Origin of the sequence: Pseudomonas sp. LF-5 (genome assembly GCF_037626295.1) — a bacterium.
Classification (GTDB): Bacteria; Pseudomonadota; Gammaproteobacteria; order Pseudomonadales; family Pseudomonadaceae; genus Aquipseudomonas; species Aquipseudomonas monsensis.
The window spans coordinates 249992-266860 of record NZ_JARKMT010000005.1 but is presented as its reverse complement, the minus strand read 5'-3'; the positions used below and the strand labels follow the sequence as shown (position 1 = coordinate 266860).

16 protein-coding genes are annotated in these 16869 nt (G+C 61.8%); 4 read left to right on the top strand and 12 right to left on the bottom strand.

Annotated elements, in window-relative coordinates; all coding sequences use genetic code 11:
• Positions 1 to 289 precede the first annotated feature (289 nt).
• On the top strand, positions 290 to 1441 hold the full coding sequence (locus PseuLF5_RS17750; protein ID WP_123462369.1) for a M14 family metallopeptidase: 1152 nt from the start codon (positions 290 to 292) through the stop codon (positions 1439 to 1441).
• Positions 1442 to 1588: 147 nt separating this feature from the next.
• On the opposite strand, the gene PseuLF5_RS17745 is transcribed toward PseuLF5_RS17750, so the two are convergent.
• The 5 genes from PseuLF5_RS17745 to PseuLF5_RS17725 all read right to left on the bottom strand — a co-directional run bounded on the left by PseuLF5_RS17745 (position 1589) and on the right by PseuLF5_RS17725 (position 7107).
• Positions 1589 to 2134, bottom strand: a complete 546-nt coding sequence (locus tag PseuLF5_RS17745; protein WP_128615418.1) for a cytochrome b — start codon at positions 2132 to 2134, stop codon at positions 1589 to 1591.
• Positions 2131 to 3237, bottom strand: coding sequence for a catalase family peroxidase (locus tag PseuLF5_RS17740; RefSeq protein ID WP_340134168.1), 1107 nt, complete (start codon positions 3235 to 3237; stop codon positions 2131 to 2133). The genes PseuLF5_RS17745 and PseuLF5_RS17740 overlap by 4 nt, the downstream gene beginning before the upstream one ends.
• A 121-nt stretch (positions 3238 to 3358) precedes the next feature.
• On the bottom strand, positions 3359 to 4123 hold the full coding sequence (locus PseuLF5_RS17735; protein WP_123462363.1) for an enoyl-CoA hydratase-related protein: 765 nt from the start codon (positions 4121 to 4123) through the stop codon (positions 3359 to 3361).
• Positions 4124 to 4174: 51 nt separating this feature from the next.
• Positions 4175 to 5509, bottom strand: coding sequence for a hypothetical protein (locus PseuLF5_RS17730; protein WP_340134167.1), 1335 nt, complete (start codon positions 5507 to 5509; stop codon positions 4175 to 4177).
• Positions 5506 to 7107, bottom strand: a complete 1602-nt coding sequence (locus PseuLF5_RS17725; RefSeq protein WP_340134166.1) for an amino acid adenylation domain-containing protein — start codon at positions 7105 to 7107, stop codon at positions 5506 to 5508. The genes PseuLF5_RS17730 and PseuLF5_RS17725 overlap by 4 nt, the downstream gene beginning before the upstream one ends.
• A 270-nt stretch (positions 7108 to 7377) precedes the next feature.
• On the opposite strand from PseuLF5_RS17725, the gene PseuLF5_RS17720 reads away from it, so the two are divergent.
• Both PseuLF5_RS17720 and PseuLF5_RS17715 read left to right on the top strand, forming a co-directional pair.
• The gene (locus tag PseuLF5_RS17720) at positions 7378 to 7884 is read left to right on the top strand and encodes a sigma-70 family RNA polymerase sigma factor (RefSeq protein ID WP_340134164.1); all 507 of its coding nucleotides are present in this window, start codon (positions 7378 to 7380) and stop codon (positions 7882 to 7884) included.
• Positions 7881 to 8636, top strand: a complete 756-nt coding sequence (locus PseuLF5_RS17715; RefSeq protein WP_128614790.1) for an anti-sigma factor family protein — start codon at positions 7881 to 7883, stop codon at positions 8634 to 8636. The genes PseuLF5_RS17720 and PseuLF5_RS17715 overlap by 4 nt, the downstream gene beginning before the upstream one ends.
• An 89-nt stretch (positions 8637 to 8725) precedes the next feature.
• Here the strand turns inward: PseuLF5_RS17715 and PseuLF5_RS17710 are convergent, their stop codons facing one another.
• The 7 genes from PseuLF5_RS17710 to PseuLF5_RS17680 all read right to left on the bottom strand — a co-directional run bounded on the left by PseuLF5_RS17710 (position 8726) and on the right by PseuLF5_RS17680 (position 15428).
• Positions 8726 to 9694: a Csu type fimbrial protein gene (locus PseuLF5_RS17710; RefSeq protein WP_340134163.1), complete on the bottom strand. Its 969-nt coding sequence runs from the start codon at positions 9692 to 9694 to the stop codon at positions 8726 to 8728.
• Positions 9694 to 12051 (bottom strand): fimbria/pilus outer membrane usher protein, encoded by a 2358-nt coding sequence (locus tag PseuLF5_RS17705; RefSeq protein ID WP_340134162.1) that lies wholly within the window; start codon positions 12049 to 12051, stop codon positions 9694 to 9696. Before PseuLF5_RS17705 ends, PseuLF5_RS17710 begins: the two co-directional genes overlap by 1 nt.
• A 333-nt stretch (positions 12052 to 12384) precedes the next feature.
• On the bottom strand, positions 12385 to 13116 hold the full coding sequence (locus PseuLF5_RS17700; RefSeq protein ID WP_445262420.1) for a fimbrial biogenesis chaperone: 732 nt from the start codon (positions 13114 to 13116) through the stop codon (positions 12385 to 12387).
• A 91-nt stretch (positions 13117 to 13207) separates the two neighbouring features.
• A complete protein-coding gene (locus PseuLF5_RS17695) occupies positions 13208 to 13708 on the bottom strand; it encodes a Csu type fimbrial protein (protein ID WP_340134159.1) in 501 nt (166 codons plus the stop codon).
• A gap of 4 nt (positions 13709 to 13712) precedes the next feature.
• Positions 13713 to 14249 (bottom strand): Csu type fimbrial protein, encoded by a 537-nt coding sequence (locus PseuLF5_RS17690; RefSeq protein WP_123462345.1) that lies wholly within the window; start codon positions 14247 to 14249, stop codon positions 13713 to 13715.
• Between the two features lie 19 nt (positions 14250 to 14268).
• A complete protein-coding gene (locus PseuLF5_RS17685) occupies positions 14269 to 14802 on the bottom strand; it encodes a Csu type fimbrial protein (protein ID WP_222832526.1) in 534 nt (177 codons plus the stop codon).
• A gap of 104 nt (positions 14803 to 14906) precedes the next feature.
• Positions 14907 to 15428 (bottom strand): Csu type fimbrial protein, encoded by a 522-nt coding sequence (locus PseuLF5_RS17680; protein WP_340134158.1) that lies wholly within the window; start codon positions 15426 to 15428, stop codon positions 14907 to 14909.
• Between the two features lie 287 nt (positions 15429 to 15715).
• On the opposite strand from PseuLF5_RS17680, the gene zapE reads away from it, so the two are divergent.
• Entirely contained in the window at positions 15716 to 16843 is a 1128-nt protein-coding gene (zapE, locus tag PseuLF5_RS17675; RefSeq protein WP_123462338.1) for a cell division protein ZapE, read from the top strand.
• Positions 16844 to 16869: the final 26 nt, after the last annotated feature.

Sequence of the window (16869 nt, the reverse complement as noted above, 5' to 3'; positions counted from 1 at the left end):
GGTCTTTTTTTACCCGTTTTTCGGGCTTATGGCTTCAGGCTAATGAAGTCTTTGAGTGCTGCAAATTCGATGGCGCGGATAATATCAAAAGAATATCGGTTGGCAAGCGAAGCCCGGCCACATTGGGGCAAACTTCAGATAATTAGCACTTGAGAATCAACTACACAGTCTCTAAGCTGCATTCGCGTCATGGAAGACGCCCCCCGCTACAGCCCTGCAAATCCTCTCGGTCTCACTTCAAGCTTGCGTGTAAAGTAACAGCCATAAAAATCATATTCAGGAAACGATTATGACCGTGGCCAAATCTTCGTTCGATATCAGTGCCAATTTCGACAGCGGCAACATTCAAGTCATCGACATCTCCAATCCGCTCAATCCGGTCCTGGCCATTCGCCCGGACACTCGCAGCCCGCACTTCCAGTGGTTTCACTTCAAGGCCAGCGGCCTGCATGTTCATCAAGAACACTGGTTTCGCCTGGTCAACGCCAGCCAGTCCTCTTACAACAAGGCCTGGACCGGCTATCAGGCCGTCGCGTCCTACGACCACGTCAACTGGTTCCGCATTCCTACCAGTTTTGAAGGTGACAGCCTGCGCTTTTGCCTCGAAGCCGAGCAGACGCACGCCTGGTTCGCCTACTTCGAACCCTACAGCCGCGGTCGCCATGACTGGCTGATCGACCAAGCGCAGACCAAGGCTGGCACCGAACTGCTGGCCACCGGCAAAAGCGTCGAGGGCCGCGACATTCAGTTGCTGCGCAAGGGCAGCGGCGCCGAAGGCCAGCGCAAGGTCTGGATCATCGCGCAACAACACCCCGGCGAACACATGGGCGAATGGTTCATGGAAGGCGTGATCGAGCGCCTGGAGCGCCACGACGACCCGGTGTTGAACACGCTGCTGGCCAGCGCCGACCTGTATCTGGTGCCGAACATGAACCCGGACGGTGCCTTCCACGGTCACTTGCGCACCAACGCCATGGGCCAGGATTTGAACCGCGCCTGGCAGAACGCGAGTCAGGAACTCAGCCCCGAGGTACTTTTCGTACAACAGCAGATGGAAAAGTACGGCGTCGACATGTTCCTCGACGTACACGGCGACGAAGAAATCCCCCATGTGTTCACCGCTGGTAGCGAAGGCAATCCGGGATACACGCCACGGATAGAGAAACTTGAAGAGCATTTCCGCACGCACCTCAAGCGCACCACCAAAGATTTCCAGACCAAATACGGCTACACCCGCGACGAACCGGGCCAGGCCAATATGACCCTGGCGTGCAACGCCGTTGGTCAAAAATACGATTGCCTGTCGCAGACCCTGGAAATGCCATTCAAGGACCACGACGATGCGCCGAACCCGCTGACTGGCTGGTCGGGCAAACGCTCGAAACAACTGGGTAAAGACGTGTTGACCACCCTCGCCGACATGGTCGATATCTTGCGCTGACCCCCTCCCCGCGTGCCCTGAAGATCGCAGCGCGTCTGCGATCTTCAGGGCAGTTCGCGGGTAACGTGTACAACGCACAACCGCTGTGGAATACGGGTGGCTGCCCCTGAAAAGTGGCGCATCGACACAATGCGCCACTCCGACACATCAGCCGCGATCGCGTCCGCGCAACATGCTGTCGAGCACCTCGTCGCGGCGCACCCAGCCATGAAACAGCGCAGCCGCCAGGTGCAACAGCACTGTCAGGAACAACAGATACGCCAGATACCCGTGGGCCTTGCGCAATAACGCAAACAGCTGCGCATCGGCCGGCACGATCGACGGCAGTTGCATTGTGGTGCTGAGCATTACCGGTTCGCCCGATGCACTGATCATCGCCCAGCCGAGCAACGGCAACACCAGCATCAAGGCATAGAGCAGCACGTGCGATGCCTTCGCCGCCATCACTTGCCAACCCGGCAGATCCGCCGGCAATGGCGGCTGTCGAGTGGAAATGCGCACCAGCAAGCGCACAATCACCAGCGCCAGAATCGCTATGCCCAACGGTTTGTGCAGATGAATCAGCCATTCATGCCGCTCGGAAACCGAAGTCACCATACCGGCACCGATAAACAGCATCGCGATGATCATCAGCGCCATCAACCAGTGCAGCAGCCGCGCCAACAAAGCGAAATGTGTCGGTTGAGTGCTCATGGACGAGCCTCCTGTCTGGCGGCGGGCAACTGGCTGACTTCGCTGGTGCGACGCAGGTAGGAATTGGCGTAACCGGCGGAGCGTGCTGCGAGCAGCGGGTCGTCGGTGCCTTGAATACCGGCTGGCAGCACCAGCGGGTCATAGTTGATGTCACGGCACTCGCCGCTCAACTGCGGTTGGGTTTTCTCCAGCACCAGGGTGCCGGCGTTCAACACCTTGCGCCCCTCGGGCCAGATTTTGCTGGCGTCGTTCACCGGGTCATCGGCATTGGCCAGGGTGATGTTCAACTGAAAACGCAGGGGCGCCGCGGCCAGGCGTTGCACCAGGTCTTTCTCCAGAAAATCGCTGCCCTCAGGCGCGGTCGCGCCCGCCGTGTCCTGGGCCAACGGTTTCATGCTCCAGCGCACGGCCTGCTTCTTGCCGCTGGCATCCACCAGATAGAACGCGTTGACGCTGTTGTAGGTTTCAGTGGCGTAACTGGCTGACGGTCTGGCGGTCTTGATCCACGTCAGAAATGGCACCGCCTCCGGGTGCGCAGCAAAGAACGCCGGGACCTTGGCCGGGTCCGGTTTACCGGTGGCCGGGTCCGGCGACTGCGCCTGTTGCAACTGATAGAACGCCTCGGGCGTGCCCACCGGGAACACCGGCATGCTGTTCATCCCGGTACGCCACTGCTGACCGTTGGCCTGGGTGAAGCGCAACGCCAGACTGCGAATCGGCACGCTGTTGTCCGGCGCATAGGGATTGCCCGCCGGCAAGGCGAAACGTCCGACCACCGGGGTCCGCGGATCGTTGAACACCTGCGCCGTGGAGAACGCGCGCGCCTCACCACTGCTCTCGAAATGCCCGATCACGCACACGCCCTTGGCGTGATTGCGGCGGAAACCGGGATGCACGCCGTTGTTTTTCTCCAGCACATCGACCAACGCCTTGGGCGTCAGCCGTTGTGGCTCAAAGTTGCCGTGCACGTAGGCAAACGCCCCGGCTACAGCGCCGACCACAACGGCAATGCCGGCCAGTCGAAATAGCAGGCTCGCGGCACTCAAGGGCGGACGCTGCGGCCTGCCAGGCGGAGAAGCGTAGGGTGAGGTGGGATCAACCATGAAAGACTCCAGGGCCAATGGCCATAGGGGAAGGTGCTATAAGACGCCCGTCTCGTAGGGTTATTCCCTTTGAACTGTAGTTTCTTTCATGGCTCTGCGTGTGATGCCGCGTGCAGGCAGGCTACACCTGATCAAAACGGGGTTCGCGCTTCTCCAGAAACGCCTGCATGCCCTCTTTTTGCGCCGGGGTGGCAAACAAGCCATGAAACACTCTGCGCTCGAACAGGATGCCATCGCTCAACCCCGACTCCAGCGCTCGATCCACCGCTTCGCGGGCTGCCAATGTCGCCGTTCGTGGAAACCCGGCGATGCGCTGCGCAACGGCCAGCGCCTGCTCAAGCAATTGATCGGCGGCCGTCACCCGCGACAGCAACCCCGCCTGTTCCGCTTCCCGAGCACTGATCGAACGCCCGGTCAGGATCATGTCCATGGCTTTTGCCCGGCCGATCAGGCGCGTCAGCCGTTGAGTCCCACCCATGCCCGGCATCACCCCGAGGGTAATTTCCGGCAAGGCGAACGTCGCGGACTCGGCGGCGATGATCAGGTCACACATCATCGCCAGCTCACAACCACCGCCATAGGCGTAGCCCGCGACAGCAGCCACCTTCGGCGTCCGGAGCCGGGCAAAGGCATCCCATCCGGCGAAGTAATCTTGCTCAATCATGTCCAGGCAGGATTTTTCATGCATTTCCTTGATATCGGCGCCGGCGGCAAAGTAATCCTTGGTCCCGGTAATCACGAAGCACCCGACGCCCGGATCAGTGTCCAGCCCGTGCAGGGTTTCCAACAGTTCACGCATCATTTCGGTGTTCAGGGCATTTCGGGCTTGCGGGCGGTTGAGCCGGATCAACACGACTCGGCCCTGTCTTTCGATCAACAGATTCATATTCATCTCATGTCGGTAAAAAGTGTCGGGAGGAAAACAGTCGCCGCGAGCTCAGGAATCCCAGATGGCGCCGTAGGCCGGTATGCCACGCGCTTCCATTTCTTCGACCACACGTTCAGTCAGCCGCTGATTTGAGATGCAAATCACCGCTTCAGCGCCGAACGACTGCACGGCGGCATAGGCCAATGTCAGCAGATCGGGTTTGCCGGACACATCCGTGTCCCAGATCAGCGCATCAGGCTGGGCCTCGAGGATTTCGTCCACCAGCGAATCGCCATACGTGGCTCTCGGACTGCGGGTCGACCAGATCAGGCGGATGGGCACCTGCCTGGCGAGTAAATGGGGCAATACCGGCCCGATACCGCTGCCGGTGGCGATATACACCACCGATTTGAACAGTGTTTCGATATGCGCCACGCCGGCCGTGGTGATGCCCTTGACCCAGACATGTGTTGGCGCCTGCTCGATGAACGCCCCGGTCCAGTCGCCGGCCCGGGAAATGATCAGGCGGAAACCCTCCTTTCCCGGTGTGGGAATGTTGGCGAACGAATGCCATTCCCACAGCGGATTACGGCTGATCGCTGTGGCGGAGCCCGCAAACGGGGTGTGGTGTTCCAAGCGCACTATCACCGCATGCGACGAAGGCCGCACGAGGCTGACTGGCACTTTGCGTAATCGCAGCCACGGCAAGGCAATGCTCATCGTGACCAGCAGCAACATCCAGAACGAGGCGGACTGCGCCAGCAGATCGATCAGCGCAGCCGCGCCATCCTGTTCCCGCGCAGAGACCAGCGTCATTGCCCAGAACATCGCCAACGCGGCCCACCCGGCGAAACGGTGGGTGCGTTCGAACGCATTATGAAAACGCCCGCGCAAGGTTGGCATCGCCATGACTGCCACCAGTAACAGGAGCCCCAACAACCCGCCACTCAGCCCGATCAGCGTCAGCGAAACGCCCCCCGGACCTTCGAGCCGCTGCCAGATCATCGAACCGAACAACAGGGCAAACCACGCAATCGCAGCCATTGCGCCACCACTGTGCAGGCCGCCGAAGTGGTAAACCTTGGCCAGCGACCGGCGAACCGCCAACGGCCAGGTCGTGGGCGCCCGGGTGGCCAGCCAGAACAACAGATTGATGAGGTACTGCTGACGAATCAGTATCGCCAGGGACAGATTCGCCACCACCAGTGCCGACAACATCGGCAAATTCACCCCGGCGGTGGACCACCACTGCCCGACCTTGATGCCGTACACCAGCACGGCCATGTTGCAGGCCAGCACTAACACCACCAGACGGTTGTAATGCGAGAACATCGGCAGGGTTCCCAGACGTTGCCAGAGTGGCCGCCGGGCAGGCAGGACGATGTTCACCTGTGGCGCACTCATGCCTGCACCCGCACTGGCTGCCCGCCGTCTGTTTGTTCGGCCTGATGCGCCACTGCCCACTCAAGAAGCAAACGCTTGTCGACCTTGCCCCGGGACGTCAGCGGAATCTCGTCAACGGCGAGTATCAGCGACGGCACGCAGTAGTAGGCAAGCCGCGCTTCACAACAGGCACGCGCTGCATCGACATCTGTACTGGCGGGATAAACGAAGGCCACCAGATGACGACTGTCGAGCTTCAGCGTGACCGCCCGCTCGCAGGTCGGCGCGGACTCCAGCGCCGCTGACACCGCGTCGAGCTCAACCCGAAAGCCTCTGACCTTGACCTGATCATCGACACGCCCCAGATGTTCAAGCTCACCGTCTGCGGTCCAGCGCCCCAGGTCACGCGTGCGAAACATCATGCGTCCCTGGCCCAGAAACGGATCGGGCTGATACCGCTCGCGGGTCAATTGAGCATTGCCCAGGTAACCCGCCGTCACACAATCCCCGCCCGCCCACATCTCACCCTGCTCGCCCGGTCCGCACAGCTGCCCTGCTTCATCAAGCACATACACCGTGTTATTGGGCGTCGGCTTGCCGATCGTCAGCGCCCCCGAACCCCGATAGTGCTGCATGGTATTGACGATGGTGGTTTCGGTGGGCCCACAGGCGTTGTAAAACGTGCAGAATTTCGCCCAGCGATCTGCCAGCGGTTGCGGGCAAGGTTCACCCGCCAGAGCGACGACTTTCACCTGGGTGCAACGGGTGGGATCAAGAGTGGCGAGAATCGACGGCGTCGCAATCAGCACATCACAGTGTTCAGCGGTCTGCGCGATGTCTTTGCCCCGGATCAGCAGGGTTGCACCGTGGGCCAGACAACCCAGTACTTCCCAGGCCGCCATATCGAACGCGATGTTGAGGATCTGGCCGACTTTCAACCCCGGGCGCATCCCGAGATCACCGGGGCTCGTCAGCAAAATATTGCACACGTTGCGTTGGGTCACGCGCACGCCATTGGGCAGTCCGGTGGTGCCCGAGGTAAACAGGACAAAACACAGTGAATCCGCTGACGACGTTGCGCCACCGATGTTCAGTTCGTCGGCGGCCACGGTGTCAGCACGGATGACTTCATCCAGATGAATGCACTGTTGCTCCGAGTCCAAGGGAATCGCCTGCGCCAGCTCAGACAGGGTCAGCACGACCCGCACCCGGGCGACCGTCATGATGTGGCGCAACTGCGCAGCGGGAGTGATGCTCACGTGTTGAGGAATGTAAGCAGCACCGACTTTCAACACCGCCAGCATGCCCACCAGCATCGGAATCGAGCGCTCGACAAACAGCGCCACGTGGTCGCCAGGAAATACACCGTGTTCGAGCAGCGTCGTTGCGAGCCGATTCGCCTGGCGGTTCAACTCGCCGTAAGTGATGGACTGGCCCTGATGCTGCGCCGCGACAGCTTCGGGCCGTTCAACGGCTTGCGCTTCGATTGCGCGATGAATCAATGGCGCCTCCGGCGCGACTTGCGGGCCTCGACCGAAACGCTGCCAGGGATTGGGCTCAACGGTCACCTCGGGTGCAAAGCCTCGTAGGGACCGGCTAGATATCGCGAACGCTTGCATGAGGAAACTCCCGTTTTCTGATTTCAACCATTTTTGGTGGTCACGTCCGTCGGGGGCATTGGCTGCACCGTCGGGAAACGCGCCTTTCAAACGGGTTGATCCGGGAATCCGAAAACCATTACACGCACTACAAATCGCGACGAACTATCCTACAAAGCAAAGGAAAAAGATTTACAGCACCTTCTCTGGAATAACCTTCGACGAGGAGCGTCTTGCTTCCCGACGCTGTTTTTTGCGCCTCAGAGCATTACCTTCCATGAAGACTTCGGCATGAACGCACTCGACGAACAACTGCGTGAACTCATCCCCAGATTGCGCCGCTTTGCCGTGTCATTGACGCACAACAGCAGCAGCGCCGACGATCTGGTCCAGGCGAGCCTTGAACGGGCCCTGTCGAGTTGGGGCGACAAACGCGCCGACGGTGATTTGCGTGCCTGGCTGTTTGCGATCCTCTACCGGCAGTTTGTCGATGCCTATCGGCGCTCCCGACGCTATGCGCGGATGCTCGAATTCTTTACCGGCCGGGACGATGCCCAACCTTCGGTCGAACGCACGGTCATCGCCCAATCGACGCTGCAAGCCTTTGATCGCCTGCCCACCGAGCAACGCGCCCTGCTGCTCATGGTTTCGGTGGAAGGCCTGACTTATAAAGAGGTCGCCGAGGTTCTCGACGCCCCGATCGGCACCGTGATGTCGCGTCTGTCCCGTGCCCGCCAGGCCTTGCGCCTCCTCAGCGACGGCGAAATCAATAGCCCTTCTTTGCGGATACTCAAATGATCAGCCTGCCTCCCAGCGAGCGTGATTTGCACGCTTATGTCGACCACCAGCTCAGCGACGCCGACCGGCGTGCACTGGACACCTGGCTGGCCAGTCACCCGGATCAAGCGGCCCAGGTTCGCGCCTGGCAACAGGATGCCCAGCAATTGCGGGCGGCGCTGGGGGGGGCGTTGCTGCAACCGGCCAATCCGGCCCTCGACCCGGCGATGATCCGGCAGCGCCGCAAGCGCCAGACGCAGCGGCACCTGGCGAGCGCCGCCGTCTTGTTGATGGCCGTGGGCATTGGCGGTTTCAGTGGCTGGCAGGCGCGGGAAATGACCCTTGTGCGCCCGTCCCTGCTACCAATGACCGACGCGTTGCAGGCGTATCGACTGATTGCCCAGCAAGGCATGCTGCCGGCGGACTACAAGGTGGCTGACAACGGTGATATGCAGCGCTGGCTCGACCGCTATTTCGCCCGGGCCAGCCGTCTGCCGGACCTGACGGCAGCAGGCTTTCAACCGGTCAGCGGGCGACTGCTCAGCACCGATGAGGGCCCCGCGGCGATGGTGATCTATGAGGACGGTGGCGGGCACAAGGTGAGTTTCTATGTGCGCCCGCCGGGACCGAAAAACACCTTTTTGCCACGAGGCAGCCGCAGTGACGGGGATTTGCAGGCCCAATACTGGTCGGGCGGCGGGTACAACTATGCGATGGTCAGCCCGGTCGATACACCGGTCACCTCATTGCTCAAGCAGTCCCAATCCTTCTGAAAATGCCGAAAATCCGGTGGGAGCCGACCTGTTGGCGATGGCGTCGGATCAGCCACACTGTCTACTCCCCAGGAGAAATCCGTGTCTGCTCAGAACCCCACGTCGAGCACCACGTTGTCCACATACGTCCCCGCCGGCGGCGTGGCCTGGTCGGTGTAGATCTTCGCGTTGTAATTGAAAATCTGACTGCCCGTGCCCAGCCCGTTGCCAGGATTGATCTCGGCATCGGTGCTCGCCCGCCGCGCCGCGCCGACGCTGCCCCAGCGGGTACTGCCGGCGCTTTTGAAGATGTCGTAGGCCAGATAATTACTCCCGGAAATCATCCGCCGCCGCCCGCCGGTGCTGAGCGGATTCTGCCCGTCGCTCAAACCCACGGTGTAGGCGCTGCCCTTGGTGCAGGCCAGGTTGATGGTCTGCCCGGTGACCGGCGTGAAAGCGCTGACCACCGGGGCACTGCCGAAGGCAATGTTCGGCGCGGTGATCGTGCAATCGTTGGACACGGTCAGGTTGACCGTCAACGTCGTCGTGCCACTGTTGATGTCGCGACCGATACACACCGAACCGATGCCGATGCCCGAGCAGTAATTCCAGTTCCAGAAAATGCTCAGGGTCTCGGTGTACACCCCGGCCGCCACATTGCTGCCGATGGTCGTGCCAAGGTACAACGGCACGGTTTTCGGTGTCGTGCCGTTGAGCAGGCCGAGGGCGTCGATGATGCCATTGCGCGCAAAGTCGAAGGCGGTGCCGCGCGTCAGCGGGTAACTGGTGCTGTTGTTGGCGTAGATCGTGTAACTGATGACGTCACCCGTGGGGCCGACCAGCCCACTTTGCGTCGAGGACACCGTGCCCCAGAAATGATCACTGCTGGTCAACAGCGCCAACAGCGAACCGGTGCAACTCAATCCGCCATTGAGTGTGGAACTGGGCTGCGAAACGGTGCGCACGGCAATCGAACTGATCGTGCCGAAGGCCGCCGGCGTGGTGCCCACCACCGAACACAGCGCCTGCGCCGCGCCCGGCAGCAACAGCATCAACCACAGGCACAACCGCGCGGCCATCACTGACACACCAACGGGCCAATCAACGGCACCTGGTCCTGATTCAGATCGACGCTGAACTGCACCTGGCAGGTCTTGCCCTCGGCCAGTGTCACCTGCAGCGAATTCTGCGCCTGCAGGTTCTCCAGATACACCAGTCCGTCCCAACCGACCACCGTGCGCGTGCCGCTTTGGTCATGCAACACGCCTGCGCCCAGCGGCAGTTCGCGCTGCTGCGCGTCGACCAGGACGATGCTCGCGGCACTGACCCGGGTCAGCGCAAACTCCAGCAGATAACCGCTGCCACGGCGCACCGCGATGCGTTGCTCGACGTTGGGGCTGCGCACGTTCGCTGGCAGGTTGAGCGGATCGATTTCGTATTTGCCGCGGTAATAGGCGCTGCTCCACGGCACCAGCAAGTGACCGTTCTTGTCAGTCTGGCCGACCTGCTGGTTTTCATAGCGCACCGGAATGTCGGCGAAACCATCGGTGCTGACCACGACAAACGCATCGTCGATGCGATTGGCGGCGAACACCTGCCGATCCATCCACACCAGCGAACCGCTGGCATCAGCCCAACGAGTTTCGGCGTCGGAGGTGCCGTAGACACCGGCCTGCAATTGCACTGATTGCAGACGCCAGGTCACGTCGGCCTGTCGGTAATCCGGCCCGTCACCCTTGGCATAGCCCAGATTGAACCCCACTCCGCCCTCGGTCGGCACCGCACGACTGTAGTTGGCGCGCTGCTGGGTCTGCCCGGTCTTGCTGCGTTCGCTGCTGAGCGCCAGGCTGCCACGCAGATCGAACGGAATCACCAGTTGCGCCTGCACGGCCCAGTTGCTATCGCCGATTTCGCGATTGGCCGACAGGTAGAAACTGCTGTTGCGCCACAGCGGCTTGCTCCAACTGAGGTTAAGCAGGCGCGTGCGCGAATCGTCGGCGGCGCGCACGTCGAAATAACCCGCACCGAGGCTGCCCCAGCGGTCGAGGTTGAGGCTCAGGGTGGCCTGTTCGCTACGGCGGCTGAGACTGATGTAAGGGCTGTCGACCACAGTCAGGTCGGCGTACTGAGCGTGACGTTGCAGGCGCTGGTAAGAAAAGCTGAAACGCTGATTGCTGTACTGATAGCCGAGGCTCAACTGCTGACCGCCCTCGCCGTCGAAACGGCTTTCGCTGACGGCGCTGTTGAGCACGCCAAAATTGCCCAGGCGCAGGTTGCCGCCCAGACCGCCGAGGGTCAGCGAGTCGGCGGCCTCGGCATGGCTTTCGAGGGTGAAGCTGTCGCTGACGCCATAGCGCAGGCTGCCAGCGCTCACGCCCGGGCCGTAGCTGAAATCCTTCAGGGCGTAGTCGCGGCGCAAGGTCCCGGCGGCCACGGAAAAGTCACTCAAGCCCTTCTGCAACAGGCTGCTGGTGACGTAGAACGGCACCGTGGTCGACACCTGCCGCCCCAGCGCATCGGTGGTCACCACCACCGCTTCCCCGGCACCGTTGATGAACGGAATATTGGTCAGGGTGTACGGCCCCGGTTGCAGCTGCGCACTGCTGGACTTGTAGCCATTGATAAACAGGTCCACCGAAGACGGCACCGCTGCTTCGCCGGCAAACTGCGGCAACGGATAGGTGACCAGATCCGGACGCACGGCGAAATCGCGAGAGAACTGGACGCCACCCAGGCGCACCGAACTGCTCCATGGCAAGGCGCCGCTGACCACGTCACCGGCTTCGTAGGTGAGCATTCGCTCGTCATCGGAATAACGCCATGTGGTGTCGTAACGCAGGTAACCATCGTTCAGCGTGCTGAGCGAATCCCCCGACAAGGTGCGCCGGTATTGCCCGGTATTGGACAGCGTGCCCCAGCTGTCAAACAGCCGCACTTCGTTCCACGCGGCCAGGTAAGAACCGGCATCATCGGTGTCGTTGAAGTACAGGTCATAGTTGAACAACGCGCCGAAACTGCTCAGCGCCGGCGTCCGCGGATAGGCCTCGCGATTGCCGATAAACTGCTCCGGCAACCACTCCGGCGGCACGTCCAGCAGCAGGCGCTGGCCGACGCTGTCGTAATCACTGTGCAGCCCGGGCAAGCTGTCGAGGTCGACTTCAGCGCTGATGTTGTCCGGCAATTTCATGCCGGTTTCGCGCAACGCTGTGGCTGGCAGAAACAGGCGCCCGCCACGCTGCTCCACGGCCACGACACGCCCGGTATTCATCTGGTTGACCACCAGTTCCAGAAACAACTGTGCATCACTGACGGCCTCCATGCCGCTGGGGGGCGGCGGCAGTTCGCCGGCCCCGGCCGGTTGAACGAACACCAGGCAACACGCGCCGGTCATGAGCCACAACGGACGCTGGAGACGGCGAGCCCATCCTGGGCTCATACACGTTTGACGTCCGTCAATGGACTGAATCCTCCTGATATTGCTTTGCCGAAACCGGGGGTTGCGAGATGACTCATTCCTTGTCGCGACGGGATTATCTGTGGCGAGGGGATTTATCCCCGTTCGGCTGCACAGCAGTCGCCCGGCGGTGCTCGGCTAAATGGAAGAAAGGACGGGGCCGCTTCGCGGCCCAACGGGGATAAATCCCCTCGCCACAGATAAATCCCCTCACCACAGATAAATCCCCTCGCCACAGATCAATCCGCTCCACAGATCAATTCGCTCACCTCAGAGAAATGCATTCATCTCGGATCCCCCCTTCACCACACGAAGTCAGCGTGCCGGCGTAATGCTCTGCACCTGCGTCGCACCATTGACCCGCACCTGCAACGCCGAATCACCGGCCAATCCACCCGGTGCCGGCCAGCGCATCACCGCCCCCGGCAGCACGTAACCCAGCAGCCCTTCGGCCAGCGGTTTGCTTTGCCCGCCCTGTTTGATTGCCACATCGGTCAGCCGCGCATGCACCGCGCCCTGATTACGCACTTCCACGTAAGGCTTGCCGTCCACCGCCACCGTGCGCCAGCTCAATTGCGGCAGGCCAATGCCTTTGGGATCGCGCGCGCGGGTGCTGTCTTCCTTGCTCCACAGACCCGCGCCATAGGCGAACAGCGGCACTGAATAGCGCATCTGGAAGCGGATCGCCGCGGCAGTCTTGCCACCATCAGCGACGGGGGGTTGAGCAGAAGGGATTTCGTCGATGATGATTCGGTAAGCCAGTTCCTGCCCCGGCGGCACGTCTTTGGTCCGTGTCAGGCGCACCAGCTGTTTCTGCCCCGGTTCGATTTTCGCCACCGGCGGGCTGCCGATCACGTCGCGCTGGTTCTGGTATTGCTCCTGGAAGCCGTTCTGACTCCAGCCAAACACGCGGATCTGCAGGTTGGCGGTTTCGTTGCCGCGGTTCTCCAGCCACAGTGCGCTGGCCTGTTGATCGGCTTCCAGCACCGGATCAATGGGCCAGATCAACACCGAGCTGGCGGCCTGTACATGACTCATTACCATCATGAGCAACGCCGCTACCGCGCCCTGCCCGAGCGACCGCCGTGACGTGTAACACCCCATAAACCTGCTCCTTGTCGGCCATCCAGACTTCGCCTCACCACGACAGTTGCACCTGCAACACATCGCTGTACGTCCCCCCAGGCTGATTGCCCGGCAATTGCACCTGACCGTAAATCGGCAGGCTGATGTTGTTCGCGTCGCTGTACGCCACCGCCACACTCTGACCAATGCCCAGACTCTGGCTGTACGCCGCATCGCGAAACAGCGCATACGCCACCCGTGCACTGCCACTGTTGAGCTGCATGTGCCGGCCGCTGTTGTTGTACTGGCCGCCGTCGACACTCATGTTCAGCGTCACCCCCGGTGTGCACTGCAATTGCACACCCCCGGTCAGGGCCACCTGCACCGTGTCGGTGGCCAGGGCCGAGCGCGAACCGAAATTCAGCCCGCCATAGTTCGACACCCCGCCCACCACCAGGCAGCCCGCCGTCACCGTCGCGCTGACCTGAAAGCTCTGGCTGGTGGCCGCCGTCAACGGCAGCGGCGCACTGCCCGCGCACAACAGGAGCAAGGCGACAACGCCAGAGCGGCCCATGGCATCAGAACGTCAGTTCAACAGCGACGGTGTCGGTGTACGTCCCGGCCGGCAAACCGGCCTTGCCCACCGCCTGACCGTAAATGTTCACGGTCTGCGCCACACCGGTACTGGCGGCGAGGTTGATCGTCCCGTCAATTGCCAGCAGTTGCGAGTGCCCGGCATCGGTGTACAGATCGTAAGGCACGTAGTTGGCCACCCCGTCGTACAAGGCTCGCGTACCACCCGGTGACATGCCGTCATGGGAGCCGGCCCGCACCTTCACTGTCGGCGTGGTGCCGCTGGAGCACAGAATCGACAGCGCCCCGCCGCCACCGCCGAGCACTTGCCCGGTGGCGGTGGTGAACAGGCTGTTGGCGGTGCCGAAGTTCAACGCACCGAAATTCAACCCGCTGGAGCCGCCGGCGCCATTGACCTGGCAACTGCTGATCAGGATCAGGCTGGAGGTGATCTGGCCGGTGACCGTCGTGGCTGCATTGGCACTGGATGCCAGTGTCAGGCCCAGCAGCGACAAACCGAGTGTTGAAGCAATCCTGCGCATGGTGTCCGTCCTCTTCGGGTTACCAGTCGAGCGTCACCGTCAGCGTGTCGGTATAGACACCTGCCGGCACCGCGCGGGTATTCGCCACCACCGTGCCAAAGACCGGAATCGGTATCTGCGCACCGCTGGTGACAGCGAAATTGTGTTGTTGGCCGATGCTGTAGCTGCGGGCGCCGGAGGGATCGACGAACAGCTCATAGGGAAGGGTCTGGCGGCCATTGCTCAGGCGCCGGGTGTTACCGTCACCGTGGGTGCCGCCGTCAATGGTGACAGTGAAACCGGTGACCGAAGGATTGCAGGCCACATTGAGTTTGCCGCTGCTGTCGCCATCCAGACTGGCCTTGATCGGTGTATTCCAGGTTGGCCCCTGAGGACCGAAATCGAGGGTGCCGAGATGGCTGACCGGGCTGGCGGGACTGGATGCATGGGTCACCTCGCAGCCGGCGATCAGGATCAGCCGCGCATGAATCTGCCCACTCACGGCTGCCTGTGCGTTGTCAGCGAGCAGCGCCAGCGTCCCTGCCGCCAGAACCATCCAGTGTTTGCCTGCCATTGCGCCCGCCCTACTCCTTCAGGTTGACTTGACCACCGCGCTCATCATCGAACGCCCTTCCCTGCGTAATCCATTCCAGCGGGTTGCCGACTGCAGCCGTGCGCTCACCAAGTGACCGTCACCTTGACCAGGTCCGAGTAGCGGCTGACCCGCGGCACTTCGGCCAGCCGCTCGATCCGCGCATACAGCGGCAACTCCACCGTGCCGCTGTCGGGCACCCGGCCACTGACCGGCACATCCACCACCAGCGGCACCCGCCGCGCGGCATCCTGAAACAGACGGTATGGAATCGGCTTGCCGCCCGCCGCACCGACCATGTAGCGCACCTCACCGACACCGCCATGTAAACCGCCGTCGACGCGCATCTGATAAGGCGTGTCCGGGTTGCACTCAAGGCGTGGCAAACGCTGGTTGGTCAGCGCCGCCGCCAAAGGTCCGGCAGGATCGTCGAGGCGTGCGGTGCTGCCAAAGTCGAGCACGCCCAGTTGTTGCACGCCCGCATCGCGTTGCTGGCCGATCAACTGGCAACCGCGCTGCACATCGACACGCACTTCGACCTGCAGATCTGCCGCCTCGACCGGTGCGACGAGCGCCCCCAGCAGACCGATGACCCCACGTACATTCACGGCGCTTTTCCTTGTCAGCGATCACTCGCACGGTCGTTACTGTGTTTCAGACTAGCAACGGTCGACGATTCCGCCAGTCGATTGGATCCACGCTTTTCCCGGGATATGTTTCGAAACGTTGGCAAACACGCCAGTAATGTCGCTGCAAATTACTGTACAAACCCGCCAGACTTGTTCAGTGACCGCCCTCTCTCGACGAGCCGCGGTGGATGGCCGGACCGACCTCTGGTTACACTACGACGCCCCACTCCGGGGATCCGGCCCGATAAATACGGAGTGATCCTGAAGTGCCCGCCCGACCGTCCAAACGATCGCGTCTGACCCAACGCTGGCCAGCGTTGCGCCGCTGGTTCGGCAAAGGCTTGCCGGCGCACGCAGGGCAAGACGCCAGCGCCCAGTCGATCCGTGATTATTTCCGGCTCAAGGCCCAGAGCCAGGGTTACACCCTCAGCCACAGTCAGCAGCGCGTGATCGACTGCATGGCGCAGCAAGCCAGTCTGTTGTGCGCGACCCCGGCACACACGCCGCCGAGCCTGTACCTGCATGGCGCCGTTGGACGCGGCAAGAGCTGGTTACTCGACGGGTTCTTCCAGGCGCTGCCGATCAGCCGCAAACGCCGCCTGCATTTCCATGAGTTCTTCGCGCAACTGCATCAGGGCATGTTCCGGCATCGCGAGCACGACGACGCCCTCGCCATGACCCTGGATGAATTGCTGGAGGATTGTCAGGTCCTGTGTTTCGACGAGTTTCATGTGCATGACATCGGCGATGCGATGCTCATCACCCGGCTGTTCAAGGCCCTGTTCCAGCGCGGGACCCTGCTGTTGGTCACCTCCAACTATGCACCGGAGGGCCTGCTGCCCAATCCGCTGTACCACGCTCGCTTCAAGCCGGTGATCGAGCTGATCAACGCGCGCATGCAGGTCATGGAAGTCGGTGGTCCGCATGATTACCGCAGTCATGCGCGCAACCATGCGCATCAGCTATTTACTCAGGGCCATTACGTATGGCCAGCCACCGCAGCCCAGCGCCGTGACCTCAACCTGCCGCAACAGGATGCGCCGCCGTTGGCACTGCCGGTCGGCACCCGACATTTTCAGGCCCGTTTGTGCGAGGGCAGCCGCGTGGGTTTTACCTTCAACGATCTGTGTGAACAACCCACGGCGGTGATGGATTATCTGGAGTTGTGCCGGCGTTTCGACCACTGGGTCATCGACGACCTGCCGCTCTTGGACGAATGCTCGATCGCCGCCCAACAACGCTTCATCAACCTGATCGACGTGCTCTACGACCAGGACAAACACTTGACCCTGCTTGGCCGCCTGCCACTGCGCGAAAGCCTCGCCGGCCACGCCATCGACCTGGCCCGCACCCGCAGCCGTCTGGGCCAGTTACAGGAAATTCCACCGGCGTAGGCGCTGCCGTTATGATGACGGCCATT

Bases quoted from the DNA above. Each gene is read 5' to 3' on its own strand.
- PseuLF5_RS17750 (WP_123462369.1), top strand. From the start codon at position 290: ATGACCGTGGCCAAATCTTCGTTCGATATCAGTGCCAATTTCGACAGC.
- PseuLF5_RS17745 (WP_128615418.1), bottom strand. From the start codon at position 2,134: ATGAGCACTCAACCGACACATTTCGCTTTGTTGGCGCGGCTGCTGCAC.
- PseuLF5_RS17740 (WP_340134168.1), bottom strand. From the start codon at position 3,237: ATGGTTGATCCCACCTCACCCTACGCTTCTCCGCCTGGCAGGCCGCAG.
- PseuLF5_RS17735 (WP_123462363.1), bottom strand. From the start codon at position 4,123: ATGAATCTGTTGATCGAAAGACAGGGCCGAGTCGTGTTGATCCGGCTC.
- PseuLF5_RS17730 (WP_340134167.1), bottom strand. From the start codon at position 5,509: ATGAGTGCGCCACAGGTGAACATCGTCCTGCCTGCCCGGCGGCCACTC.
- PseuLF5_RS17725 (WP_340134166.1), bottom strand. From the start codon at position 7,107: ATGCAAGCGTTCGCGATATCTAGCCGGTCCCTACGAGGCTTTGCACCC.
- PseuLF5_RS17720 (WP_340134164.1), top strand. From the start codon at position 7,378: ATGAACGCACTCGACGAACAACTGCGTGAACTCATCCCCAGATTGCGC.
- PseuLF5_RS17715 (WP_128614790.1), top strand. From the start codon at position 7,881: ATGATCAGCCTGCCTCCCAGCGAGCGTGATTTGCACGCTTATGTCGAC.
- PseuLF5_RS17710 (WP_340134163.1), bottom strand. From the start codon at position 9,694: ATGGCCGCGCGGTTGTGCCTGTGGTTGATGCTGTTGCTGCCGGGCGCG.
- PseuLF5_RS17705 (WP_340134162.1), bottom strand. From the start codon at position 12,051: ATGAGCCCAGGATGGGCTCGCCGTCTCCAGCGTCCGTTGTGGCTCATG.
- PseuLF5_RS17700 (WP_445262420.1), bottom strand. From the start codon at position 13,116: ATGATGGTAATGAGTCATGTACAGGCCGCCAGCTCGGTGTTGATCTGG.
- PseuLF5_RS17695 (WP_340134159.1), bottom strand. From the start codon at position 13,708: ATGGGCCGCTCTGGCGTTGTCGCCTTGCTCCTGTTGTGCGCGGGCAGT.
- PseuLF5_RS17690 (WP_123462345.1), bottom strand. From the start codon at position 14,249: ATGCGCAGGATTGCTTCAACACTCGGTTTGTCGCTGCTGGGCCTGACA.
- PseuLF5_RS17685 (WP_222832526.1), bottom strand. From the start codon at position 14,802: ATGGCAGGCAAACACTGGATGGTTCTGGCGGCAGGGACGCTGGCGCTG.